We start from the raw sequence: 16,395 nt of genomic DNA on the forward strand, positions 1-16,395 counted from the left end.
GGCAAGCTTTGAAGAAAAACTCCGCAAAACTGTCATCAAGCATCTATGTTTTCCTCACTACCCGAGGAATACAGAATGTCCTTGCCCCTGACGCTGCATACCCCCCACTACAGCGACTACCCCGAACTGGTCCGTATCTGGGAAGCGTCGGTGCGCGCCACCCATGATTTTCTCCCTGACGCCTATATCGTGCTGCTGCGCGATCACGTGCTGCGCCGCTACCTGGATGCCGTGATGCTGATCTGTTGCCGGGACGCCCAACGCAGGATCCTCGGCTTTGCCGGTGTCGCCAACGGCCGCGTCGACATGCTCTTCGTCGCCCCCGAACAACGCGGCCTGGGGGTTGGCAAGCGTCTGCTGCGCCATGCCATCGAGGAGCTCAACGCCGAACGTCTGGACGTCAACGAACAGAACCTTCAGGCGCTGGGTTTCTACCTGCACGAGGGCTTCGAAGTGGCGGGACGCTCGGAAACCGATGGCCTCGGACAACCCTATCCACTGCTGCACATGCGACTGATCCGCGCACCGCGGTAGGCACGGCCCGTCAGCCGCGCCTGAAATGGCCCGACCGGCGCAGATTCGCAGCCGCAACACGGCACGGGCAGGTACAATAAGCACCTTTCCCTGCCCTGCGAACCCTCAGCTCATGTCCGAACCCGTCCGCCTGTCCAAACGCCTCATCGAACAGCTCGGCTGCTCACGCCGCGAGGCCGAACTGTACATCGAAGGGGGCTGGGTCACGGTCGATGGCGTGGTGGTCGAGCAACCGCAGTTCAAGGTTGAAACCCAGCGTGTCGAACTGCTCCCGGGGGCACGTGCCGAAACACTGGAGCCGGTTACCTTGCTGCTCAACCAGCCCAAGGGCCAGGACAGTGAAACTGCCCGCGCCAGCATGAACATGGCCAGCCTCAGCGAAACCCACCGCGAAGGCGTGCGCCCCCTGCACGGGCACTTCGCCAGATTGACCTGCCCCGCCCCGCTCGAACGCGGCGCCAGTGGCCTGCAGGTATTCAGCCAGGACTGGCGTGTCACCCGCAAGATCGACGCCGACCTGCGCCGTCTGGAACAGGAGTACATCCTCGAGGTGCGCGGCGAAACCACGCCCCAGGCCCTGGAGCGCCTGGCCCGTGGTGCGACCCGCAATGACCGGGAACTGCCCCGGGCCAAAGCCAGTTGGCAGAACGAAACTCACCTGCGCCTGGCCCTGAAGAACCCGCAGCCCGGGCAAATCTCCGAAATCTGCGCCTACCTGCGCCTGGAACTGCTCGGCATGCGCCGCATTCGCCTGGGTGGCGTGTCGATGGGCAAGCTGCCCCTGGGCCAATGGCGCTACCTGTCCGGCAGCGAACGCTTCTAAGCGATACCGCCGCGCCGCAAGGTGCGGCTCAGAAAAGGATTCGAGTCACATGAACCACAACGATGTCCTGCGCAGCCTGCGCTACATGCTCAAGGTGAACGACGCCAAGATGGCCGAAATCATCGCCCTGTCCGGCCTTGAAGTGAACCCGGTGGTGCTTGCCGGCTATATCAAGAAGGAAGACGAAGCCGGCTATGTGCGTTGCCCGGAGCGCGTCATGGCGCATTTCCTCGATGGCCTGGTGATCCACCGCCGTGGCAAGGACGACAACCGTGCGCCCCAGCCCGTCGAGCTGCCGGTGACCAACAACACCGTGCTGAAGAAACTGCGGGTGGCTTTCGAACTCAAGGAAGACGACCTGCACGCGATCCTCAAATCGGTCAATTTCCCGGTGTCCAAGCCCGAACTCAGCGCGCTGTTTCGCAAGGTCGGCCATGACAACTACCGTCCCTGCCAGGACCAGCTGCTGCGCAACTTCCTCAAGGGCCTGACCCTTCGCGTGCGTGGCTGAGCCGATCATGCAGCACAGCGTCACACCGGTCGGCATCGTCCGCTCCTGCTTCAAGGAGAAGTTCGCCATCCCCCGCCAGCCCCGCCTGGCGCCCGCGGCACGCGGCGTGCTGGAGTTGCTGCCGCCGTTCGACCAGGGCGACGCGGTACAGGGCCTGGAGCAGGTCAGCCACGTGTGGCTGCTGTTCCTGTTCCACCAAGCACTGGAGGAAAGGCCCCGGCTGAAGGTGCGCCCGCCGCGCCTGGGCGGCAACAAGAGCATGGGCGTGTTCGCCACGCGTGCCACCCATCGCCCCAACGGGATCGGCCAGTCGGTGGTGCGCCTTGAAGCTGTAGAGCCCGGGCGTCTGCTCCTGTCTGGCATCGACCTGCTGGACGGTACGCCAGTGCTGGATATCAAACCCTACGTGCCCTACGCCGACAGCATCGACAATGCCATCAACCAGATGGCCAGCGATGCGCCACTGCCGATCAACGTGCAGTGGAGCGATAGCGCCTTGCACCAGGCCCACGAGCACGCTCTGCGCCTGGCAGAACCACTGGTGGAACTCATCGAACAGTGCCTGGCCCAGGATCCACGCCCGGCCTATCAGGTGCCAGCGCCGGAACGACTCTACGGAGTGAAGTTCTGGGATGTGCAGGTGCGCTGGCATTATCCGCAGCCGGAGGTGATCCGGGTGCTGGAGGTTGCACGCGAAGCCTGAATTCACACTTTCCAGGCATAAAAAAACGCAGACCCAAGTCTGCGTTTTTTTATGCCGCAATTCGCCTTACTTCTCGACGAATGCGCGCTCGATCAGGTAATCACCCGGCTCACGCATACGCGCAGAGATCTTCAGGCCGAAGCTGTCGAGTACTTCGCTGGTCTCGTCGAGCATGCTCGGGCTGCCGCAGATCATCGCACGATCGTCCTGCGGGTTGATCGGTGGCAGGCCGATGTCGCTGAACAGCTTGCCGCTGCGCATCAGATCGGTCAGACGGCCCTGGTTCTCGAACGGCTCGCGGGTCACGGTCGGGTAGTAAATCAGCTTCTCACGCACCGCTTCGCCGAAGAATTCATTCTGTGGCAGGTGCTCGGTGATGAACTCGCGGTAGGCGACTTCGTTCACGTAGCGCACGCCATGGACCAGGATCACCTTTTCAAAACGCTCGTAGGTTTCCGGGTCCTGGATCACGCTCATGAACGGCGCAAGGCCAGTACCGGTGCTCAGCAGGTACAGGTGCTTGCCTGGGTTCAGGTCGTCCAGCACCAGGGTGCCGGTCGGTTTCTTGCTGATGATGATCTCGTCGCCTTCCTTCAGGTGCTGCAGCTGGGAGGTCAGCGGACCGTCCGGCACCTTGATGCTGAAGAACTCCAGATGCTCTTCCCAGTTCGGCGAAGCGATCGAATAGGCACGCATGAGCGGACGGCCGCTTTCCTGCTGCAGGCCGATCATCACGAACTGACCGTTCTCGAAGCGCAGGCCCGGATCGCGGGTGCACTTGAAGCTGAACAGGGTGTCGTTCCAGTGATGCACACTGAGGACACGTTCGTGGTTCATGTTGCTCATCTAATGGGGCTCCTGAAGAAAAACGCGGCGCGCGCAAGACGCGCAGTTGCGCGATAGTTTAGGGGCAGCGAGAATATCTGTTAACTGAATTATCAAGATATGACTTATCGGTTATATAGATATGCGATTCACTCTCCGCCAGCTTCAAGTCTTCGTCGCCGTCGCCCAGCATCAAAGCGTATCGCGAGCGGCCAATGTACTGGCCCTTTCGCAGTCGGCGGCCAGTACTTCCATCACCGAACTGGAGCGCCAGTCCAGCTGCCAGCTGTTCGATCGCGCCGGCAAGCGCCTGAGCCTCAACGCCCTGGGCCATCAGTTGCTGCCCCAAGCAGTAGCCCTGCTCGACCAGGCCAAGGAAATCGAAGACCTGCTCAACGGCAAGTCCGGCTTCGGCTCGCTCGCCGTCGGTGCCACCCTGACCATCGGCAACTACCTGGCAACGCTGCTGATCGGCAGCTTCATGCAGGTGCACCCGGAAAGCCAGGTCAAGCTGCACGTGCAGAATACGGCGCACATTGTGCAACAGGTAGCCCACTACGAAATTGACCTGGGTCTTATCGAGGGTGACTGCAACCACCCTGACCTGGAGGTGCAACCCTGGGTCGAGGACGAACTGGTGGTGTTCTGCGCCCCGCAACACCCCCTGGCCAAGGTCGGCCGCGCCAATATCGAGGCCTTGTCCCAGGAGGCGTGGATCTTGCGCGAACAAGGCTCAGGCACCCGCCTGACCTTTGACCAGGCCATGCGCCACCACCGCGCCAACCTGAACATCCGTCTGGAGCTCGAACATACGGAAGCGATCAAACGCGCCGTGGAGTCGGGTCTGGGGATCGGCTGCATTTCACGCCTCGCGTTGCGCGACGCTTTCAGGCGCGGCAGCCTGGTGGCGGTGGAAACACCGGAGCTGGATCTGCTGCGGCAGTTTTACTTCATCTGGCACAAGCAGAAGTACCAGACCTCGGCCATGCGTGAGTTTCTCGAGCTGTGCCGCAGCTTTACTGCGGGGGTGCAGCGCAGCGACGAGATCGTGCTGCCGGCCATCGCCTAAGCGCTAGCCGAGCAGGATCACGCCCCAGACCAGCGCCACCATGCTCATTGCCACCAACTGCGCGGCACTGCCCATGTCCTTGGCGTTCTTCGACAAGGGGTGACGCTCCAGCGAGATGCGGTCGATGGCAGCCTCGACCGCCGAGTTGAGCAGCTCGACGATCAGCCCCAGCAGGCACACGGCGATCAGGATCGCACGCTCGCCGCGGCTGACCGGCAACCAGAAGGCAGTCGGGATCAGCAGCACGTTGAGCAGCACCAGTTGGCGGAAGGCAGCCTCGCCCTTGAAGGCGGCGCGCAGGCCGTCCAGCGAATAGCCGGCGGCATTGAAGATGCGTTTCAGGCCGGTCTGGCCCTTGAATGGCGACATGTGAGTCAATTCACCTGGAAAAGGCCTGCAGGCTAGTCCAGCCTGGGTCAAAAAAGCGTGAAGCCGCGAGGCTCAGTTAGCTGAAACCGATTCAAGTTGTTGCAGCAGCAAGGCCGCCTGGGTCCGGGTGCGAACGCCCAGCTTGCGGAAGATCGCAGTGACGTGGGCCTTGATGGTCGCCTCCGAGACGCTCAGCTCGTAGGCGATCTGCTTGTTCAGCAAACCCTCGCAAACCATGGTCAGTACCCGGAACTGCTGCGGCGTCAGGCTCGCAAGCCCCTCGCTGGCGGCCTTGGCCTCGGCCGACACATCAACCTTTTCGAACGCCTGCGGCGGCCACCACACTTCGCCATCGAGCACCTTGCGCACGGCGTCCTGGATGGTTTCCAGCGGGCTGGACTTGGGAATGAAACCGCTGGCCCCGAACTCGCGGGACTTGACCACCACGGCCGCCTCTTCCTGCGCCGACACCATCACCACCGGAATCTGCGGATACTGCCCGCGCAGCAGGACCAGACCGGAGAAGCCATAGGCCCCCGGCATGTTCAAGTCGAGCAGGACCAGGTCCCAGTCGGATTTCTCGGTCAGGCGTGTTTCCAGTTCGGCGATGCTTGCCACCTCCACCAGCCGTACGTCCTGCCCGAGGCCGAGGGTCACGGCTTGGCGCAAGGCGCTACGGAACAGCGGATGGTCATCGGCAATCAGGATTTCATATGTAGCCATCGATCCAGGGGTCCTGTTCTGTGCCAGGCGCTGCGGGGTACGGGGCCTGTGCCTGGCGGGCAACTCAAGGCGCGGGCGACGGCGCCGCCTGCGGCAAGGGCACGACCGCAGCCTGGGATGGCGGCTGCGTCGTGGCCGAATCGGCGCCAAGGATGCCGAGCACCGTCCGGGTGGTCAAGCCAATTGCCCGGCGGCCTCGCCCACCCTGGCGACCTGCTCGACAGTATGAACCAATCCGGCTCGCTTGCCCCTTGGACTATAGGAAGGTATGCAAGCGTTGATGCGGCTCATCCTGGTCGTCCAGTGCCAGGTGTCGCTTGCCGCTGAGGTAATGCAGGCTGAACACGTCGAGGTAGGCATCCAGCGCTTGGGAGGCACGGTTGTCGCCGGCCAGGTCCAGACACATGGCCGCCACTTCCGCGGTGCAGAAATGATCGTCACGCTTGGAGCGGCGCAGGCGGTAGCGCGACATCTGCTCGGCCTCCAGGCTCAGCACCGGGAAGCGATCCAGGTACGGACTCTTGCGAAACATCTTGCGCGCTTCGGTCCAGGTAGCGTCGAGCAGGATGAACAGCGGCCGCTTGCCAGGCTCGCACACCACCTTGTTGACCACCCGCTCCGGTGCGACGAACTCACCAGGGAAGACGATATAGGGCTGCCACTGGGGTTGTTCGAGCAGCGCCAGCAAACGCGCGTCGACATCGGTGCGCTGCCAGCCGAAGGCCCAGGTATCTTCGATCAGATCGGCGATCAGCCAGCCGGTGTTGGTCGGCTTCAATGGCTCGGTGTCGTGCATCACCAGACACATGCCGGCCCGGGCGTCGACCCGAGGCTTCCAGGCGCACAGGCAATGGCTGGCGATCACCCGGCAGTCCGGGCAGCGATCAGCGCGCGAACCGCGGGCGACGAAAGGTTTGTTGCTGCGCGCCAGACGCTCGGCGCGCAGGCGCGCTACCGCATGGCTCATGGCTGCAAGCCTGTGGACAGGAATGGGATGGACACTGCGACAACTCGGCGGGGAACAAAGACGTGAGTCTACCAGAGCAGCCACAGGATTGCCGTGCAGGCTACAAGCGCGCTCCCTTATAATCGCGCCTTTGGCGACCGCTGCGCCCGTTGAGCGACGCGTTCATGGAACGCCGCCAGAAGGCGCAGGTCAAAGCGCCAGTTACCGAACCAGGAGAGATTCATGCTGCGTCTTATCGTCCCGACCCTGAGCCTGCTGCTCGCCCTGCCGCTCGCAGCCAATGCGGCGTCCAAGCAGGACTACGAGCTGAACCAGATGCTGCAGAAGGTTGCCAAGGAGAGCAGCGTCGGCACGCCACGCGCCGTCAACGAAGACATCCTCGATCAGGGATACACCGTCGAGAAGGGCAAGGCGCTGGTCAATCACCTGAGCGTGCGCGAAGAACATGCCCAGCGCATGCTGGAAAACCCGGCGCTGGTGCGCAGCCAGCTGGGCGACAGCGTCTGCCGCAACACCGGCTACCGCCAACTGATGACCAAGGGCGCGGTAATGGTCTACCGCTTCACCGTCTACAAGACCAACCAGCCGGTCATGGACCAGGCGTTCGATGCTGCCAGCTGCACGGCCGGCAACAAGAAGAAGTGATTCAGGCGACCTGATCGTCGCTGGCGCGCCGTTGCTCCTCATCGGCGCGCAGATCCGCCAGCAAGGCCTGAAGGTAACGTGATTGCCTGTCGGCGCCTTGCAACCTGCGCAGGCACTCGCCCTCCAGGCTCAATTGATGGTCCTGGGCTGCACGCCTGAGCAGTTCATACAACTGCAAGTCCACCTCAATGACCAACCGATGCATACCGCGACCTCCCTGCATCGCGCCGTTGTCTTTCAGTTAATCAAACCCCTGCACCGATTGGATCCTATCAGACGAACGGTTTGCAGCCGCAAACCGGCAGGATCGCTCGCCAGCGTCTAGATTGAAAGCGAAGAGCACGCGTCAGCGGCAAGCACAGGAGATTGCCGCGCCACGACGTTGCCGGACCCGCAACGACAAAAGACAAGATGGACTCACGCCACTGCATCACGGCCTTGAAGGCCTACTGCAATGCTCGAGATGCACACTCGAGCGACAGCAGCCAGCGACACACGCAGTGTCGCGGCCGGGACACCCCATCGACCCGGTCAGAGGTTTTGCTGCAGAAGGAGACGCTGAATGCCTTACCTACCGAATGAACGTCTGTCCGATCATTTCAGGGAACAGGGGATCGACCTGAACAAGATTGATGAACAACTGCAACTGGTGGCACCGGACAGCCCCAACCTGCCGCTCTACCGCGACATGATGCTGACCATCCTGCGCATGGCCTTCGACGACGCCAACCGATGGAATGCCAAGATCACCTTGCAGGCCCTGCGCGAACTGGACCACTCCTTCCGCACCCTCGAACGCTACAAGGGGCGACGCAAAGTCACTGTATTCGGCTCGGCGCGCACGCCTCAGGAACACCCGATGTATGCCCTGGCCCGAGAGCTGGGCGCCAGCCTCGCCCGCTCCGACCTGATGGTCATCACCGGGGCCGGAGGCGGCATCATGGCCGCTGCCCACGAAGGCGCCGGAGCAGCAAACAGCCTGGGTTTCAACATCACCTTGCCCTTCGAGCAGCATGCCAACGCAACGGTGGATGGCACCGATCAACTGCTGCCCTTCCACTTCTTCTTCATCCGCAAGCTGTTCTTCGTCAAGGAAGCTGACGCGTTGGTGCTCTGCCCGGGTGGTTTTGGCACCCTCGACGAGGCACTCGAAGTGCTGACCCTGATCCAGACGGGTAAAAGCCCTCTGGTACCGGTGGTGTTGCTCGACTCGCCTGGCGGGAGTTTCTGGCAGGACGCACTGAGCTTCATCAGCCGTCAATTGGAAGAGAACCGCTACATACTCCCCAGCGACCTGAAACTGGTACGTCTGGTACACAGCGCTGACGAGGCAGTGGAGGAAATCAACCAGTTCTACAGCAATTACCACTCCAGTCGCTGGTTGAAGAACCAGTTCGTGATCCGGATGCTGCACCCCCTCAGCGAGGCGGCGCTATACGACATTCAGGAGGGCTTCGCCGACCTGCGCCTGAGTGGCAAATACCATCAGCAAGCCGACAGCAGCGCAGAACATGAAGTCGGCGACTTCAACCACCTGACCCGCCTGACCTTCGCCTTCAACGGCCGTGACCAGGGACGCCTGCGTGAACTGGTGGACTTCATCAACCTGCCGGAAAACTGGGCCAAACCCCAACCGATGCACACGACGCAACATGCCCGGGAAGCGTTGAAAGTCAGTTGAACGAAAAACGGCCAGTGCGGCTGACCTGGCAGATGTCTGCCATGTCAGCCGCACTGGCCGTCAATCGTCGAGATCGCGCCCGCTGAGCAGTCGCCCGATCATGTCCATGGAAAAACCACGGTAGGCGAGAAAGCGTGTTTGCTGCGCTCGGCTGCGAGGATCCTGAGGGCGTTGCCCGGCGAACTTGCGCTGCCAGACGTCCCGTAAGCGGGCTGACCAATCTACACCGCTTTCGCGCAGTGCCTGATCGATATCGCCACGGTTCAACCCTCGCTGGCTCAGGTCTTCACGAATACGCGCTGGACCATAACCGGCGTTGGAACGGTAGGAGATGAAGCTCTCCAGATAGCGGGCCTCACTGAGCAGGCCTTCCTCGGCAAGCCGATCAAGCGCGGGCTCGATCAGCTCATCCGTGGCGCCGCGCTGACGCAGCTTGCGAGTCAGCTCGACACGACCGTGCTCGCGGCGCGCAAGCAGGTCCATGGCTGTCCGCCGAACGGCGACGGGGGTGTCGAGTACGACGGACGACATGTGCGATCAACCAGCGATATCAATAACCGGCTTCAGCATCAGCCATATCGTCGGCATCAGCTTCGGCGGCGGCAGCCTTGGCAGCCGCGGCGACAGCGCCGGAGGTCAGCAGCTTCTCACGAATCTGCTTCTCGATTTCCGAACCGATGGCCGGGTTCTCTTGCAAGTACTTGGCGGCGTTAGCCTTGCCTTGGCCGATCTTGTTGCCCTGGTAGCTGTACCAGGCGCCGGACTTCTCGACCAAGCCTTGAGAGACGCCCAAGTCGATGATCTCGCCGTTACGGTAGATACCTTTGCCGTAGAGAATCTGGAACTCGGCCTGACGGAAGGGTGGCGAAACCTTGTTCTTGACGATCTTGACGCGCGTTTCGCTACCGACCACTTCGTCGCCTTCCTTCACCGCGCCAGTACGACGGATATCCAGACGGACCGAGGCGTAGAACTTCAGGGCGTTACCGCCGGTGGTGGTTTCCGGGCTACCGAACATCACGCCGATCTTCATACGGATCTGGTTGATGAAGATGACCAGGCAGTTGGCGTTCTTGATGTTACCGGTGATCTTTCGCAGCGCCTGGGACATCAGACGGGCCTGCAGGCCGACGTGCATGTCACCCATTTCGCCTTCGATCTCGGCCTTGGGTACCAGGGCCGCCACGGAGTCGACGATGATCACGTCGACAGCGTTGGAACGCACCAGCATGTCGGTGATTTCCAGGGCCTGTTCGCCGGTGTCTGGCTGCGAGACCAGCAGGTCATCGACGTTGACGCCCAGCTTGCCAGCGTACTCAGGGTCGAGGGCATGCTCGGCGTCGACGAAGGCGCAGGTGGCGCCGTTCTTCTGGGCTTCGGCGATGACCGACAGGGTCAGCGTGGTCTTGCCCGAGGATTCCGGGCCGTAGATCTCGACGATACGGCCCTTTGGCAGGCCGCCGATGCCGAGGGCGATGTCCAGGCCCAGCGAGCCGGTGGAGATGGCTGGAATAGCCTGGCGCTCGTGATCGCCCATGCGCATGACTGCGCCCTTGCCGAATTGGCGTTCGATCTGACCCAGGGCCGCAGCCAAGGCGCGCTTCTTGTTGTCGTCCATTGAAATCCTCACGTGTTCGACGTGGCCCTGATGGCCGGAATACCTGTATAAGTAGCCAGTATTATTCCACAGGGATTCGTTTCCGCAAACCCCCGTCGAGCGATTTACTCGGCACCAAGCTGTAACAAGCCGTCTAACGCAGCGATCACCGTCTGTCGGCGCACCGCCTCGCGGTCGCCATCGAAGTGACGGCGCTCGCTGATAACACGGCCTCCATCGCCCCAGGCCAGCCATACAGTGCCCACCGGCTTGGCCGGCGAGCCGCCATCCGGCCCGGCGACACCACTGACCGCCACGGCAAAACGCGCGCCGCTGGCGGCCTGGGCACCACGAACCATGGCCTCGACCACCTCCTGGCTGACTGCGCCAACCTGGGTGAACAGTGCCTCGGGGACGCCAAGCTGCCGGGTCTTCTGGGTGTTGGAGTAGGTGACGTAGCCGGCCTCGAACCAGGCCGAACTGCCGGGAATACGGGTGATCGCCTCGGCGATGCCCCCGCCGGTGCAGGACTCGGCGGTGGTCACCTGCGCATTGAAACGGCGCAGGTGTTCGCCCAGGCGGGTAGAAAGTACGGTGATCGGGTCCATGACAGGCTCCTTGCGTGACTGCGCACTACCCTACCACCCTCATCCCCCCAGGCAAGGATTCACGGCGCCAGCGCGCGGATATACGCCTGGCAGGCACGCAGGGCGATCAGCCCCCGGTCGCCGTCGTCGGTAATGGCGATAATTCGTCGAGCATGCGCCGGGTCAAGTCGGGCGCGTAAGGCGCCATGATCCACGCCGCCGGCGCCGGTGGCGGCAGGCATTGTGGAACAGGCGGCGTCACGCTCGACCAGGACCGACAGGCGCAGATCGGCAGTAGCAAGGCGATCACGCAGCCGAGCCTGATTCTGTTGCGCATCGGTAAGCTCCTGGAAATGGTTGGACTCGCTGTCATGCAGGCGTCGCTCAAGCGCCTGGCGCTGCTCGCGCTCGCTGCGCAGTTGCTCGTTGAGCACCTCGGCCTGCTCCACTCGCTGGCGCGCCTGGAGCTCGTCCGACTCGGCGAACAGACGCTCGTAGCGCCAGGCCTGGGCCTGCCAGGCCAGTGCCGCCGACAGCAGCATCAGCGCCAGGCATGCGCAGAGCTGCCAACGGCTCAGCACAAGACCTCCCGGGCCCTGGCCCAGAGCTTGAGGCGCTCATCCAGGCCATTGAGCCCACCGTTGATATGCCGGGTGATACGGTTGAATTCACCACGATCGGCCAGGGCATTGAGCCCGCGCGACTGCCAGAACCAGGCCGCCGACTCGCAGGCCCAGCGCGGCTGCTCGAGAAGCTGGGGTTGCGCCAGCAACCGCTCATCACCGAACAGCGCACGGCTGCAGGCCTGGTAGTTGTTACGCCCGGTGACCTGAATCAGGCCGCGACCGCAATACAGCTGGCCATCGCCGTCAGCCTCAGGGGTGTTGCCCAGGCGCAGGGCCAGTGGGCCGGTGTCGTAGCGTGAAAGGTAGCGGTCGCTGCCCAGTTCCTTCACATAGCGTAACTGGCCGGACTCATGACCGACCTGGGCGAGAAAGGCGGCGATGCGCTTGGGATGGTCGATTTCCCAACGGGCCATGGCGTCGTTGAGAGGTGTGAGAAACGCGCCGGCACGCTGGCCGGCGAGCGGATAGATCTGAATGAGTTGCCGCTCGGTGAGCATGCAGAACCTCCCTGGCAAGCAAAAAAAACCCAGGCAATGCCTGGGTTGGGAGTGGGTTGTGGACTGCGTCCTGGATAATGGCGCAGAGAATCGGTGCAAGACGTCAGCCTTCGGCAGCACCGCCCCGGGAAAAAATGCGCCGCCGGTGGCGCCAACCGGTCAGCAGCGCGAAGGCCAGCGCTGCAGCCGACATGACGCCACTGACGATTACACCGCGGCGGATCGAAGTGTTGTTCCACTCGATGACCTGTTGGTTCAGCCGGTCGTCGAACAGAATACGACCCTCTTCACTGGCCAGGGCTCGCACCCGCCCGGAGCCTTCCACGGTCAGCCTGAGCACAGTGCCCATACCGATTCCCGCCTGCTCGAACGCACTGCGATAAGCATACAGACCTTGCTGCCGACGCTGACCGTCCAGGTCGTAGGCCACACCAAAGTTGACCAGCTCGGGCTGGGGCTTCCAGACTTGTGGGTGGGTCGTCAGTCGACCGTCGAGCGTGAACAGCCTGGTGTCATCCGACGCAGGATCGTCGCGATATCCCCGCGCGTAGATCGCGGCGAAAGCAAGGAAACAGATCGCCAGGAGCAGCAGGACGATGAAACGCTGGCGGGGCGTGAGTGCAGAAAGCTGAGAGGCGAGTGAAGCCATATGTCCGTTATCGATGACCGTTGGGCTGGAGCGCAACCCTACCACGAACCTCAGCGGTGGTATTGATCGCTGCCCAGGTACACATCACCCGGGTTCACGATCTCGATCGGACCGATATCGATCCAGGCGTCCGGCAGATCAGGGTAGACCACAGGCGCCGTACCGGAGCTGCCTCCTTCGACATAGCCCCCTCCCCCGCCGCCAGCCGCCGCCCCTTCGTCATAGACGGCACGGCTGTCGCTGGACAGCGCCACCGCCCCCGTTGCCGGATCCCAGTGAGTGGTAGCAATGCGATCGGCGTAGTAGGCGCCCAGCTCGGCGAGCGTGGCCAGTTTCAGGTCCGGCGCCACCCAGTAGTCGGGGTAGCTGGCCTGGGAGTTGGCGCTGAAATACTGCTCCCAAACCGGTTTCACCAGCGACTGGTAGAGGTTGTTCCTGACGTCGGAGGTGATGATGCCCGAGACGTTGGCGCCAATACCGACCGCTGTGAACAAGGCCGCGGCAGGGCCGAGCCCGGCCAGCAGGGCAATACCGCCGACCACGCCGGCAACGTTGCCTACCAAACTGATGACATCGCCGGTGTTGAACGGTTGCTCGGTGCGGTACTCCGCAGTGATCTTGACGAACACGGTGGTCGCGGCCAGCGTGTTGGTGGTCACGCTCAGGAACGGCGTGAAGCCGGCTGTCAGCTTGACCATGGAAGTCACGCCAGCCACTGTCGCAACCGTCTGGGTGCTCTGGTTGACCAGGGCGAAGCCCTCCTTGTCGCTATTGTACTGATCGATCAGCGACGTGCCGGCTGCACCGGTGCCCGCCGCCTTGTCGACATAGCCGACGATCAGTTCGACTGTTCCAGCCATGGTTATCTACTCCTTGATGAGGGTCTTGAAAGCCAGGCTCACACGCAAGCGATTGCAGCTTGCGGTGGGCGATCTGGCGCTATGGGGAATGCGTCCGTCGAAAAGCACGATTCGCCCGGGCTTGGGCAGTACGGCCTTGATTACATCGGTCTTGGCGGCGTTGAAGAACAGCAGCTCGCCGCCCCAGGCCGTAGCCCAGTGTTCGTTGCAGAACATGACCAGGGTCTTGCCCGGCTCATCCGGGCGGTTGTCGCGGTGGATAGGGCCGTCCTGGCCGCTGGTCTGGCCATTGGCGTAGACCCCAAGCAACGTTGCCTGCGGCAGATGGCTGTCCTTGAAGCCGGCCCACCAATCGGCCAGGAACGTCCAGCCGGCGCGCTCACGCAGTTCCTGCTCGCAGTCCTGTCGTTGTTCGCGTGCGCTGCCGGCAATGAAGGCATGCCAGCACGGTCGATCCAATACGCCGTAGTGCTGCGCCCAGCCGAAACGCCACACAGGGCCGGCCAGCCGCTGGGCGAGCATGGACAGCTCCTGTGGGCTCAGCAGGTCGTCCAGCACCTGGATCGCATCCGGGTTGAAACTCGATTGCATGAAGATACTCCTTGTCGAAAAGGCCTAGGCCTTGAGGGTGGCGGCCTTGTCCGCTGCACGCCCCGCGTTCCCGGCCTTGCCCGTCTTGCCACCGTTGCACTGCACGGTGGTCCGCCAGCCAGAGCCGGTGAACACTTGCTCGACCGAGTCGATCAGGTACTGGCCGTCTAGCCCGTCGACAAAACCACTCACCTCGATGTTGCGTTCGACGAACAGGTCAGTGCGCCCGGGCATGTCCAGGCGCACGCTGGCCGTCTCGCGGTTGAAGCTGGCCAAGCGTGCGCGGGCAGCCTGTTCGGCGGCGGCGCGATTGGGGTACAGGTGGCGGTCGGTATGGACAGGACGCTGGCTCTCGGAGCCTGCGTCGTTGCCCAGCTCGACCACCTTTAGCTCACCGCTGGCACTGTCCTGGTGACGGGTGCGCACGGCCTTGCGGGTGGCCTTGTCGTCCAGGCGAAACTGCCACTGGCTGACGTCGCCGCGCCGCAGTGTCACCAGCCCCAGCGTCTTGCCGCTGGCGCTCTGCCCGCCCTGGCGCGGCAGTACCAGCAACTGGCCGTTGGCGAGCTTGCCAGTGCAGTCGTACTGACGAGCCAGACGGGTGATGAAGTTGAAGTCCGATTCGTTGTACTGGTCGATACGCGGCACGTTCAGGGTGACCGGGCAGATCGCCTGCCAGCCGTTGCGCGCGCCAATCTCGGCGATGATGCGTTGCAGCGGAACGTTCTCCCAGCTGCCGCTGCGGATGGTTCTGCCACTGCCGCACAGGTCGCTGGCCTTGCCGCGGATCACCAGCGTATCTGGCGGCCCGGATAGCTCGACTTCATCGACGGTGAAGCGTCCCAGCAGCGTCAGCGGCTGCCCGGCGTACCCCAGGTGCACCTCCAGCACCGCGCCGCGAGGCGGCAAGGCCAGGGCGCCGTCGCGGGCATCGATGCGCAGCTCGAACGTATCCGACTCCATGCCGGGTTTGTCGGTGGTGCGCAGCAGCAGCAGGCGGTCGTTGATCAGCGCGGTGATGTCCTTGCCATCGGCCTTGATGCTGAAGACGGGTTGCATGACTCATGCCTCCGTTGTCGGTGTGGAAACAAGCCTGCGTTCAGTCCCAGAGCTGCACGCTGCTGACCGTGGCAGTGGGTAGGTCGGGCAGCAGGATCATCACGCCGGCACGCAGCGGCTGGTCTTCGTCGGCCAGCCCTTGATTGGCCTCCAGTACGGCTTCGACCGTGCGGTTGAGGTGGCCGTAGTAGTGCTGGCAGAGGGTGTCGAGCAGGTCGCCGTCAGACGTTTTGCAGGTCTTCGCCATAGCGGGTGAACTCCAGTGAAAAACCCTGTTTGCGTGGAATACCGCCTGCCAGCAGATTGCTCTGGTCTTCATCGATACTGGTCAGGCACCAATTGCCTAGCACCTCGCCGTAACCGGTGGTCAGGCTCAGGGGCAGCAACTGGCGACCGATGCTGCGCAGGGTCTGCAACTGGCCAAGTCCGCCCTTGAACGCAGGGAAGATCGCACCACGGATGCTGATCGTCTCCTCGCCCTGGCCGACAGCCTGCTGCGCGCTGTCGCGGCTCAGGCGCTCCTGGGCAGCCCAGCGGAAACGGGTCTGGCGGCGCAACTGGTCGAACGCTGCGGTATCGAGGTTGAAGTAGTAGGGTGCGGCATTGGCCTTCAGCGGTTGCAACACCAGCAGGTGCGCAAATGGCTTGATCGCTTCGGCGGCCGGCGTTGTCCGCGGCGCGAAGCCGAAGGTGACGAGTACCCCGCTTGCCACTGCGCGGGCATCGCCCACCACCTTGCGGATCGCCGCGCCGGCCTTGCCCAGGTGCTCGGAAAAGACCTCGACACGCTCCTGCACCTTGCGCACCTCGTCGACGGTCTTGTCGTAGCGGGCAATCACTTTGTTGACACGCCCTTGTGCCGAGTCGATGGCACGCAGGGTACGTTGCAGGCGCTGGCCGATGGCCGGTCCGATCCAGGGCAATGCTTCGAGTTCGGCCGCGGCTTCCTTGACGTGGTCCACGGCCTGGTTCATCGGGTCGAGCATGGCGCCGGCACGCCGACGCCCCTCCTCGCCCGCCTTGACCAGTGCATGCAGTGCGGCCTGCAACTGCTCCAGGTAGGTCATGAATGTCCCTCC

At 63.0% G+C, this 16,395-nt stretch carries 23 protein-coding genes; 7 read left to right on the forward strand and 16 right to left on the reverse strand.

The window, feature by feature from the left end:
- The first annotated feature begins 75 nt into the window (after positions 1-75).
- From ACK3BK_RS19405 to tsaA, 4 genes are all read left to right on the forward strand, one after another.
- Positions 76-534, forward strand: a complete 459-nt coding sequence (locus ACK3BK_RS19405; RefSeq protein WP_411383105.1) for a GNAT family N-acetyltransferase — start codon at positions 76-78, stop codon at positions 532-534.
- 112 nt (positions 535-646) lie between these two features.
- Positions 647-1,357: an rRNA pseudouridine synthase gene (locus tag ACK3BK_RS19410; protein WP_186667191.1), complete on the forward strand. Its 711-nt coding sequence runs from the start codon at positions 647-649 to the stop codon at positions 1,355-1,357.
- 49 nt (positions 1,358-1,406) lie between these two features.
- Positions 1,407-1,868, forward strand: coding sequence for a DUF1456 family protein (locus tag ACK3BK_RS19415; protein WP_186667192.1), 462 nt, complete (start codon positions 1,407-1,409; stop codon positions 1,866-1,868).
- A gap of 7 nt (positions 1,869-1,875) precedes the next feature.
- On the forward strand, positions 1,876-2,571 hold the full coding sequence (gene tsaA / locus ACK3BK_RS19420; protein WP_411383106.1) for a tRNA (N6-threonylcarbamoyladenosine(37)-N6)-methyltransferase TrmO: 696 nt from the start codon (positions 1,876-1,878) through the stop codon (positions 2,569-2,571).
- A gap of 66 nt (positions 2,572-2,637) precedes the next feature.
- On the opposite strand, the gene fpr is transcribed toward tsaA, so the two are convergent.
- Complete coding sequence (fpr, locus tag ACK3BK_RS19425; RefSeq protein ID WP_054891020.1) at positions 2,638-3,417, reverse strand: ferredoxin-NADP reductase; 780 nt, start codon at positions 3,415-3,417, stop codon at positions 2,638-2,640.
- 121 nt (positions 3,418-3,538) lie between these two features.
- On the opposite strand from fpr, the gene finR reads away from it, so the two are divergent.
- A complete protein-coding gene (gene finR, locus ACK3BK_RS19430) occupies positions 3,539-4,465 on the forward strand; it encodes a LysR family transcriptional regulator FinR (protein ID WP_186667194.1) in 927 nt (308 codons plus the stop codon).
- 3 nt (positions 4,466-4,468) lie between these two features.
- Here finR and ACK3BK_RS19435 read toward each other — a convergent pair whose 3' ends face one another.
- The 3 genes from ACK3BK_RS19435 to ACK3BK_RS19445 all read right to left on the reverse strand — a co-directional run bounded on the left by ACK3BK_RS19435 (position 4,469) and on the right by ACK3BK_RS19445 (position 6,524).
- The gene (locus ACK3BK_RS19435) at positions 4,469-4,834 is read right to left on the reverse strand and encodes a diacylglycerol kinase (RefSeq protein ID WP_186667195.1); all 366 of its coding nucleotides are present in this window, start codon (positions 4,832-4,834) and stop codon (positions 4,469-4,471) included.
- Positions 4,835-4,906: 72 nt separating this feature from the next.
- Positions 4,907-5,557: a response regulator transcription factor ErdR gene (gene erdR, locus ACK3BK_RS19440; protein WP_054891023.1), complete on the reverse strand. Its 651-nt coding sequence runs from the start codon at positions 5,555-5,557 to the stop codon at positions 4,907-4,909.
- 256 nt (positions 5,558-5,813) lie between these two features.
- Complete coding sequence (locus ACK3BK_RS19445; protein WP_411383107.1) at positions 5,814-6,524, reverse strand: tRNA-uridine aminocarboxypropyltransferase; 711 nt, start codon at positions 6,522-6,524, stop codon at positions 5,814-5,816.
- A 222-nt stretch (positions 6,525-6,746) separates the two neighbouring features.
- Between ACK3BK_RS19445 and ACK3BK_RS19450 the strand changes: the two genes are divergently transcribed.
- Positions 6,747-7,169 carry a quorum-sensing-regulated virulence factor family protein gene (locus tag ACK3BK_RS19450; protein ID WP_186667197.1) on the forward strand — a complete coding sequence of 141 codons (423 nt, stop codon included), beginning with the start codon at positions 6,747-6,749 and terminating at the stop codon, positions 7,167-7,169.
- 1 nt (position 7,170) lies between these two features.
- Here ACK3BK_RS19450 and ACK3BK_RS19455 read toward each other — a convergent pair whose 3' ends face one another.
- Positions 7,171-7,374 carry a hypothetical protein gene (locus ACK3BK_RS19455; RefSeq protein WP_186667198.1) on the reverse strand — a complete coding sequence of 68 codons (204 nt, stop codon included), beginning with the start codon at positions 7,372-7,374 and terminating at the stop codon, positions 7,171-7,173.
- 357 nt (positions 7,375-7,731) lie between these two features.
- Here ACK3BK_RS19455 and ACK3BK_RS19460 point away from each other — a divergent pair, with 357 nt between their 5' ends.
- Complete coding sequence (locus ACK3BK_RS19460; protein ID WP_186667199.1) at positions 7,732-8,850, forward strand: LOG family protein; 1,119 nt, start codon at positions 7,732-7,734, stop codon at positions 8,848-8,850.
- 60 nt (positions 8,851-8,910) lie between these two features.
- On the opposite strand, the gene recX is transcribed toward ACK3BK_RS19460, so the two are convergent.
- The 11 genes from recX to ACK3BK_RS19515 form a co-directional block, all read right to left on the reverse strand.
- Complete coding sequence (gene recX / locus ACK3BK_RS19465) at positions 8,911-9,333, reverse strand: recombination regulator RecX (protein WP_238343269.1); 423 nt, start codon at positions 9,331-9,333, stop codon at positions 8,911-8,913.
- A gap of 67 nt (positions 9,334-9,400) precedes the next feature.
- Positions 9,401-10,468, reverse strand: a complete 1,068-nt coding sequence (gene recA, locus ACK3BK_RS19470; protein ID WP_125931569.1) for a recombinase RecA — start codon at positions 10,466-10,468, stop codon at positions 9,401-9,403.
- 104 nt (positions 10,469-10,572) lie between these two features.
- Entirely contained in the window at positions 10,573-11,055 is a 483-nt protein-coding gene (locus ACK3BK_RS19475; protein WP_186667201.1) for a CinA family protein, read from the reverse strand.
- Between the two features lie 59 nt (positions 11,056-11,114).
- Positions 11,115-11,615 carry a lysis system i-spanin subunit Rz gene (locus ACK3BK_RS19480; protein WP_411383108.1) on the reverse strand — a complete coding sequence of 167 codons (501 nt, stop codon included), beginning with the start codon at positions 11,613-11,615 and terminating at the stop codon, positions 11,115-11,117.
- Entirely contained in the window at positions 11,609-12,157 is a 549-nt protein-coding gene (locus ACK3BK_RS19485) for a glycoside hydrolase family 19 protein (protein WP_186667202.1), read from the reverse strand. Before ACK3BK_RS19485 ends, ACK3BK_RS19480 begins: the two co-directional genes overlap by 7 nt.
- A gap of 103 nt (positions 12,158-12,260) precedes the next feature.
- Positions 12,261-12,806, reverse strand: a complete 546-nt coding sequence (locus ACK3BK_RS19490; RefSeq protein WP_411383109.1) for a hypothetical protein — start codon at positions 12,804-12,806, stop codon at positions 12,261-12,263.
- A 50-nt stretch (positions 12,807-12,856) separates the two neighbouring features.
- Complete coding sequence (locus ACK3BK_RS19495; RefSeq protein WP_411383110.1) at positions 12,857-13,666, reverse strand: hypothetical protein; 810 nt, start codon at positions 13,664-13,666, stop codon at positions 12,857-12,859.
- Between the two features lie 6 nt (positions 13,667-13,672).
- Entirely contained in the window at positions 13,673-14,257 is a 585-nt protein-coding gene (locus ACK3BK_RS19500) for a 2OG-Fe(II) oxygenase (protein ID WP_186718885.1), read from the reverse strand.
- A gap of 24 nt (positions 14,258-14,281) precedes the next feature.
- A complete protein-coding gene (locus ACK3BK_RS19505; protein ID WP_411383111.1) occupies positions 14,282-15,316 on the reverse strand; it encodes a phage late control D family protein in 1,035 nt (344 codons plus the stop codon).
- 40 nt (positions 15,317-15,356) lie between these two features.
- Positions 15,357-15,563, reverse strand: a complete 207-nt coding sequence (locus ACK3BK_RS19510) for a tail protein X (protein ID WP_063545897.1) — start codon at positions 15,561-15,563, stop codon at positions 15,357-15,359.
- Positions 15,538-16,383, reverse strand: coding sequence for a phage tail protein (locus ACK3BK_RS19515; protein ID WP_411383112.1), 846 nt, complete (start codon positions 16,381-16,383; stop codon positions 15,538-15,540). The genes ACK3BK_RS19510 and ACK3BK_RS19515 overlap by 26 nt, the downstream gene beginning before the upstream one ends.
- Positions 16,384-16,395: the final 12 nt, after the last annotated feature.

The organism is Pseudomonas sp. L7 (assembly GCF_046605565.1).
GTDB classification, from domain to species: domain Bacteria; phylum Pseudomonadota; class Gammaproteobacteria; order Pseudomonadales; family Pseudomonadaceae; genus Aquipseudomonas; species Aquipseudomonas wayambapalatensis.

Coding starts and splice junctions, on each gene's coding strand:
- ACK3BK_RS19455 (WP_186667198.1), bottom strand. CDS start 7,374: ATGCATCGGTTGGTCATTGAGGTGGACTTGCAGTTGTATGAACTGCTC.
- tsaA (WP_411383106.1), top strand. CDS start 1,876: ATGCAGCACAGCGTCACACCGGTCGGCATCGTCCGCTCCTGCTTCAAG.
- ACK3BK_RS19415 (WP_186667192.1), top strand. CDS start 1,407: ATGAACCACAACGATGTCCTGCGCAGCCTGCGCTACATGCTCAAGGTG.
- ACK3BK_RS19460 (WP_186667199.1), top strand. CDS start 7,732: ATGCCTTACCTACCGAATGAACGTCTGTCCGATCATTTCAGGGAACAG.
- erdR (WP_054891023.1), bottom strand. CDS start 5,557: ATGGCTACATATGAAATCCTGATTGCCGATGACCATCCGCTGTTCCGT.
- ACK3BK_RS19405 (WP_411383105.1), top strand. CDS start 76: ATGTCCTTGCCCCTGACGCTGCATACCCCCCACTACAGCGACTACCCC.
- ACK3BK_RS19500 (WP_186718885.1), bottom strand. CDS start 14,257: ATGCAATCGAGTTTCAACCCGGATGCGATCCAGGTGCTGGACGACCTG.
- finR (WP_186667194.1), top strand. CDS start 3,539: ATGCGATTCACTCTCCGCCAGCTTCAAGTCTTCGTCGCCGTCGCCCAG.
- recA (WP_125931569.1), bottom strand. CDS start 10,468: ATGGACGACAACAAGAAGCGCGCCTTGGCTGCGGCCCTGGGTCAGATC.
- ACK3BK_RS19435 (WP_186667195.1), bottom strand. CDS start 4,834: ATGTCGCCATTCAAGGGCCAGACCGGCCTGAAACGCATCTTCAATGCC.
- ACK3BK_RS19485 (WP_186667202.1), bottom strand. CDS start 12,157: ATGCTCACCGAGCGGCAACTCATTCAGATCTATCCGCTCGCCGGCCAG.
- ACK3BK_RS19475 (WP_186667201.1), bottom strand. CDS start 11,055: ATGGACCCGATCACCGTACTTTCTACCCGCCTGGGCGAACACCTGCGC.
- ACK3BK_RS19490 (WP_411383109.1), bottom strand. CDS start 12,806: ATGGCTTCACTCGCCTCTCAGCTTTCTGCACTCACGCCCCGCCAGCGT.
- ACK3BK_RS19410 (WP_186667191.1), top strand. CDS start 647: ATGTCCGAACCCGTCCGCCTGTCCAAACGCCTCATCGAACAGCTCGGC.
- ACK3BK_RS19445 (WP_411383107.1), bottom strand. CDS start 6,524: ATGAGCCATGCGGTAGCGCGCCTGCGCGCCGAGCGTCTGGCGCGCAGC.
- ACK3BK_RS19495 (WP_411383110.1), bottom strand. CDS start 13,666: ATGGCTGGAACAGTCGAACTGATCGTCGGCTATGTCGACAAGGCGGCG.
- fpr (WP_054891020.1), bottom strand. CDS start 3,417: ATGAGCAACATGAACCACGAACGTGTCCTCAGTGTGCATCACTGGAAC.
- ACK3BK_RS19515 (WP_411383112.1), bottom strand. CDS start 16,383: ATGACCTACCTGGAGCAGTTGCAGGCCGCACTGCATGCACTGGTCAAG.
- ACK3BK_RS19505 (WP_411383111.1), bottom strand. CDS start 15,316: ATGCAACCCGTCTTCAGCATCAAGGCCGATGGCAAGGACATCACCGCG.
- ACK3BK_RS19450 (WP_186667197.1), top strand. CDS start 6,747: ATGCTGCGTCTTATCGTCCCGACCCTGAGCCTGCTGCTCGCCCTGCCG.
- recX (WP_238343269.1), bottom strand. CDS start 9,333: ATGGACCTGCTTGCGCGCCGCGAGCACGGTCGTGTCGAGCTGACTCGC.
- ACK3BK_RS19510 (WP_063545897.1), bottom strand. CDS start 15,563: ATGGCGAAGACCTGCAAAACGTCTGACGGCGACCTGCTCGACACCCTC.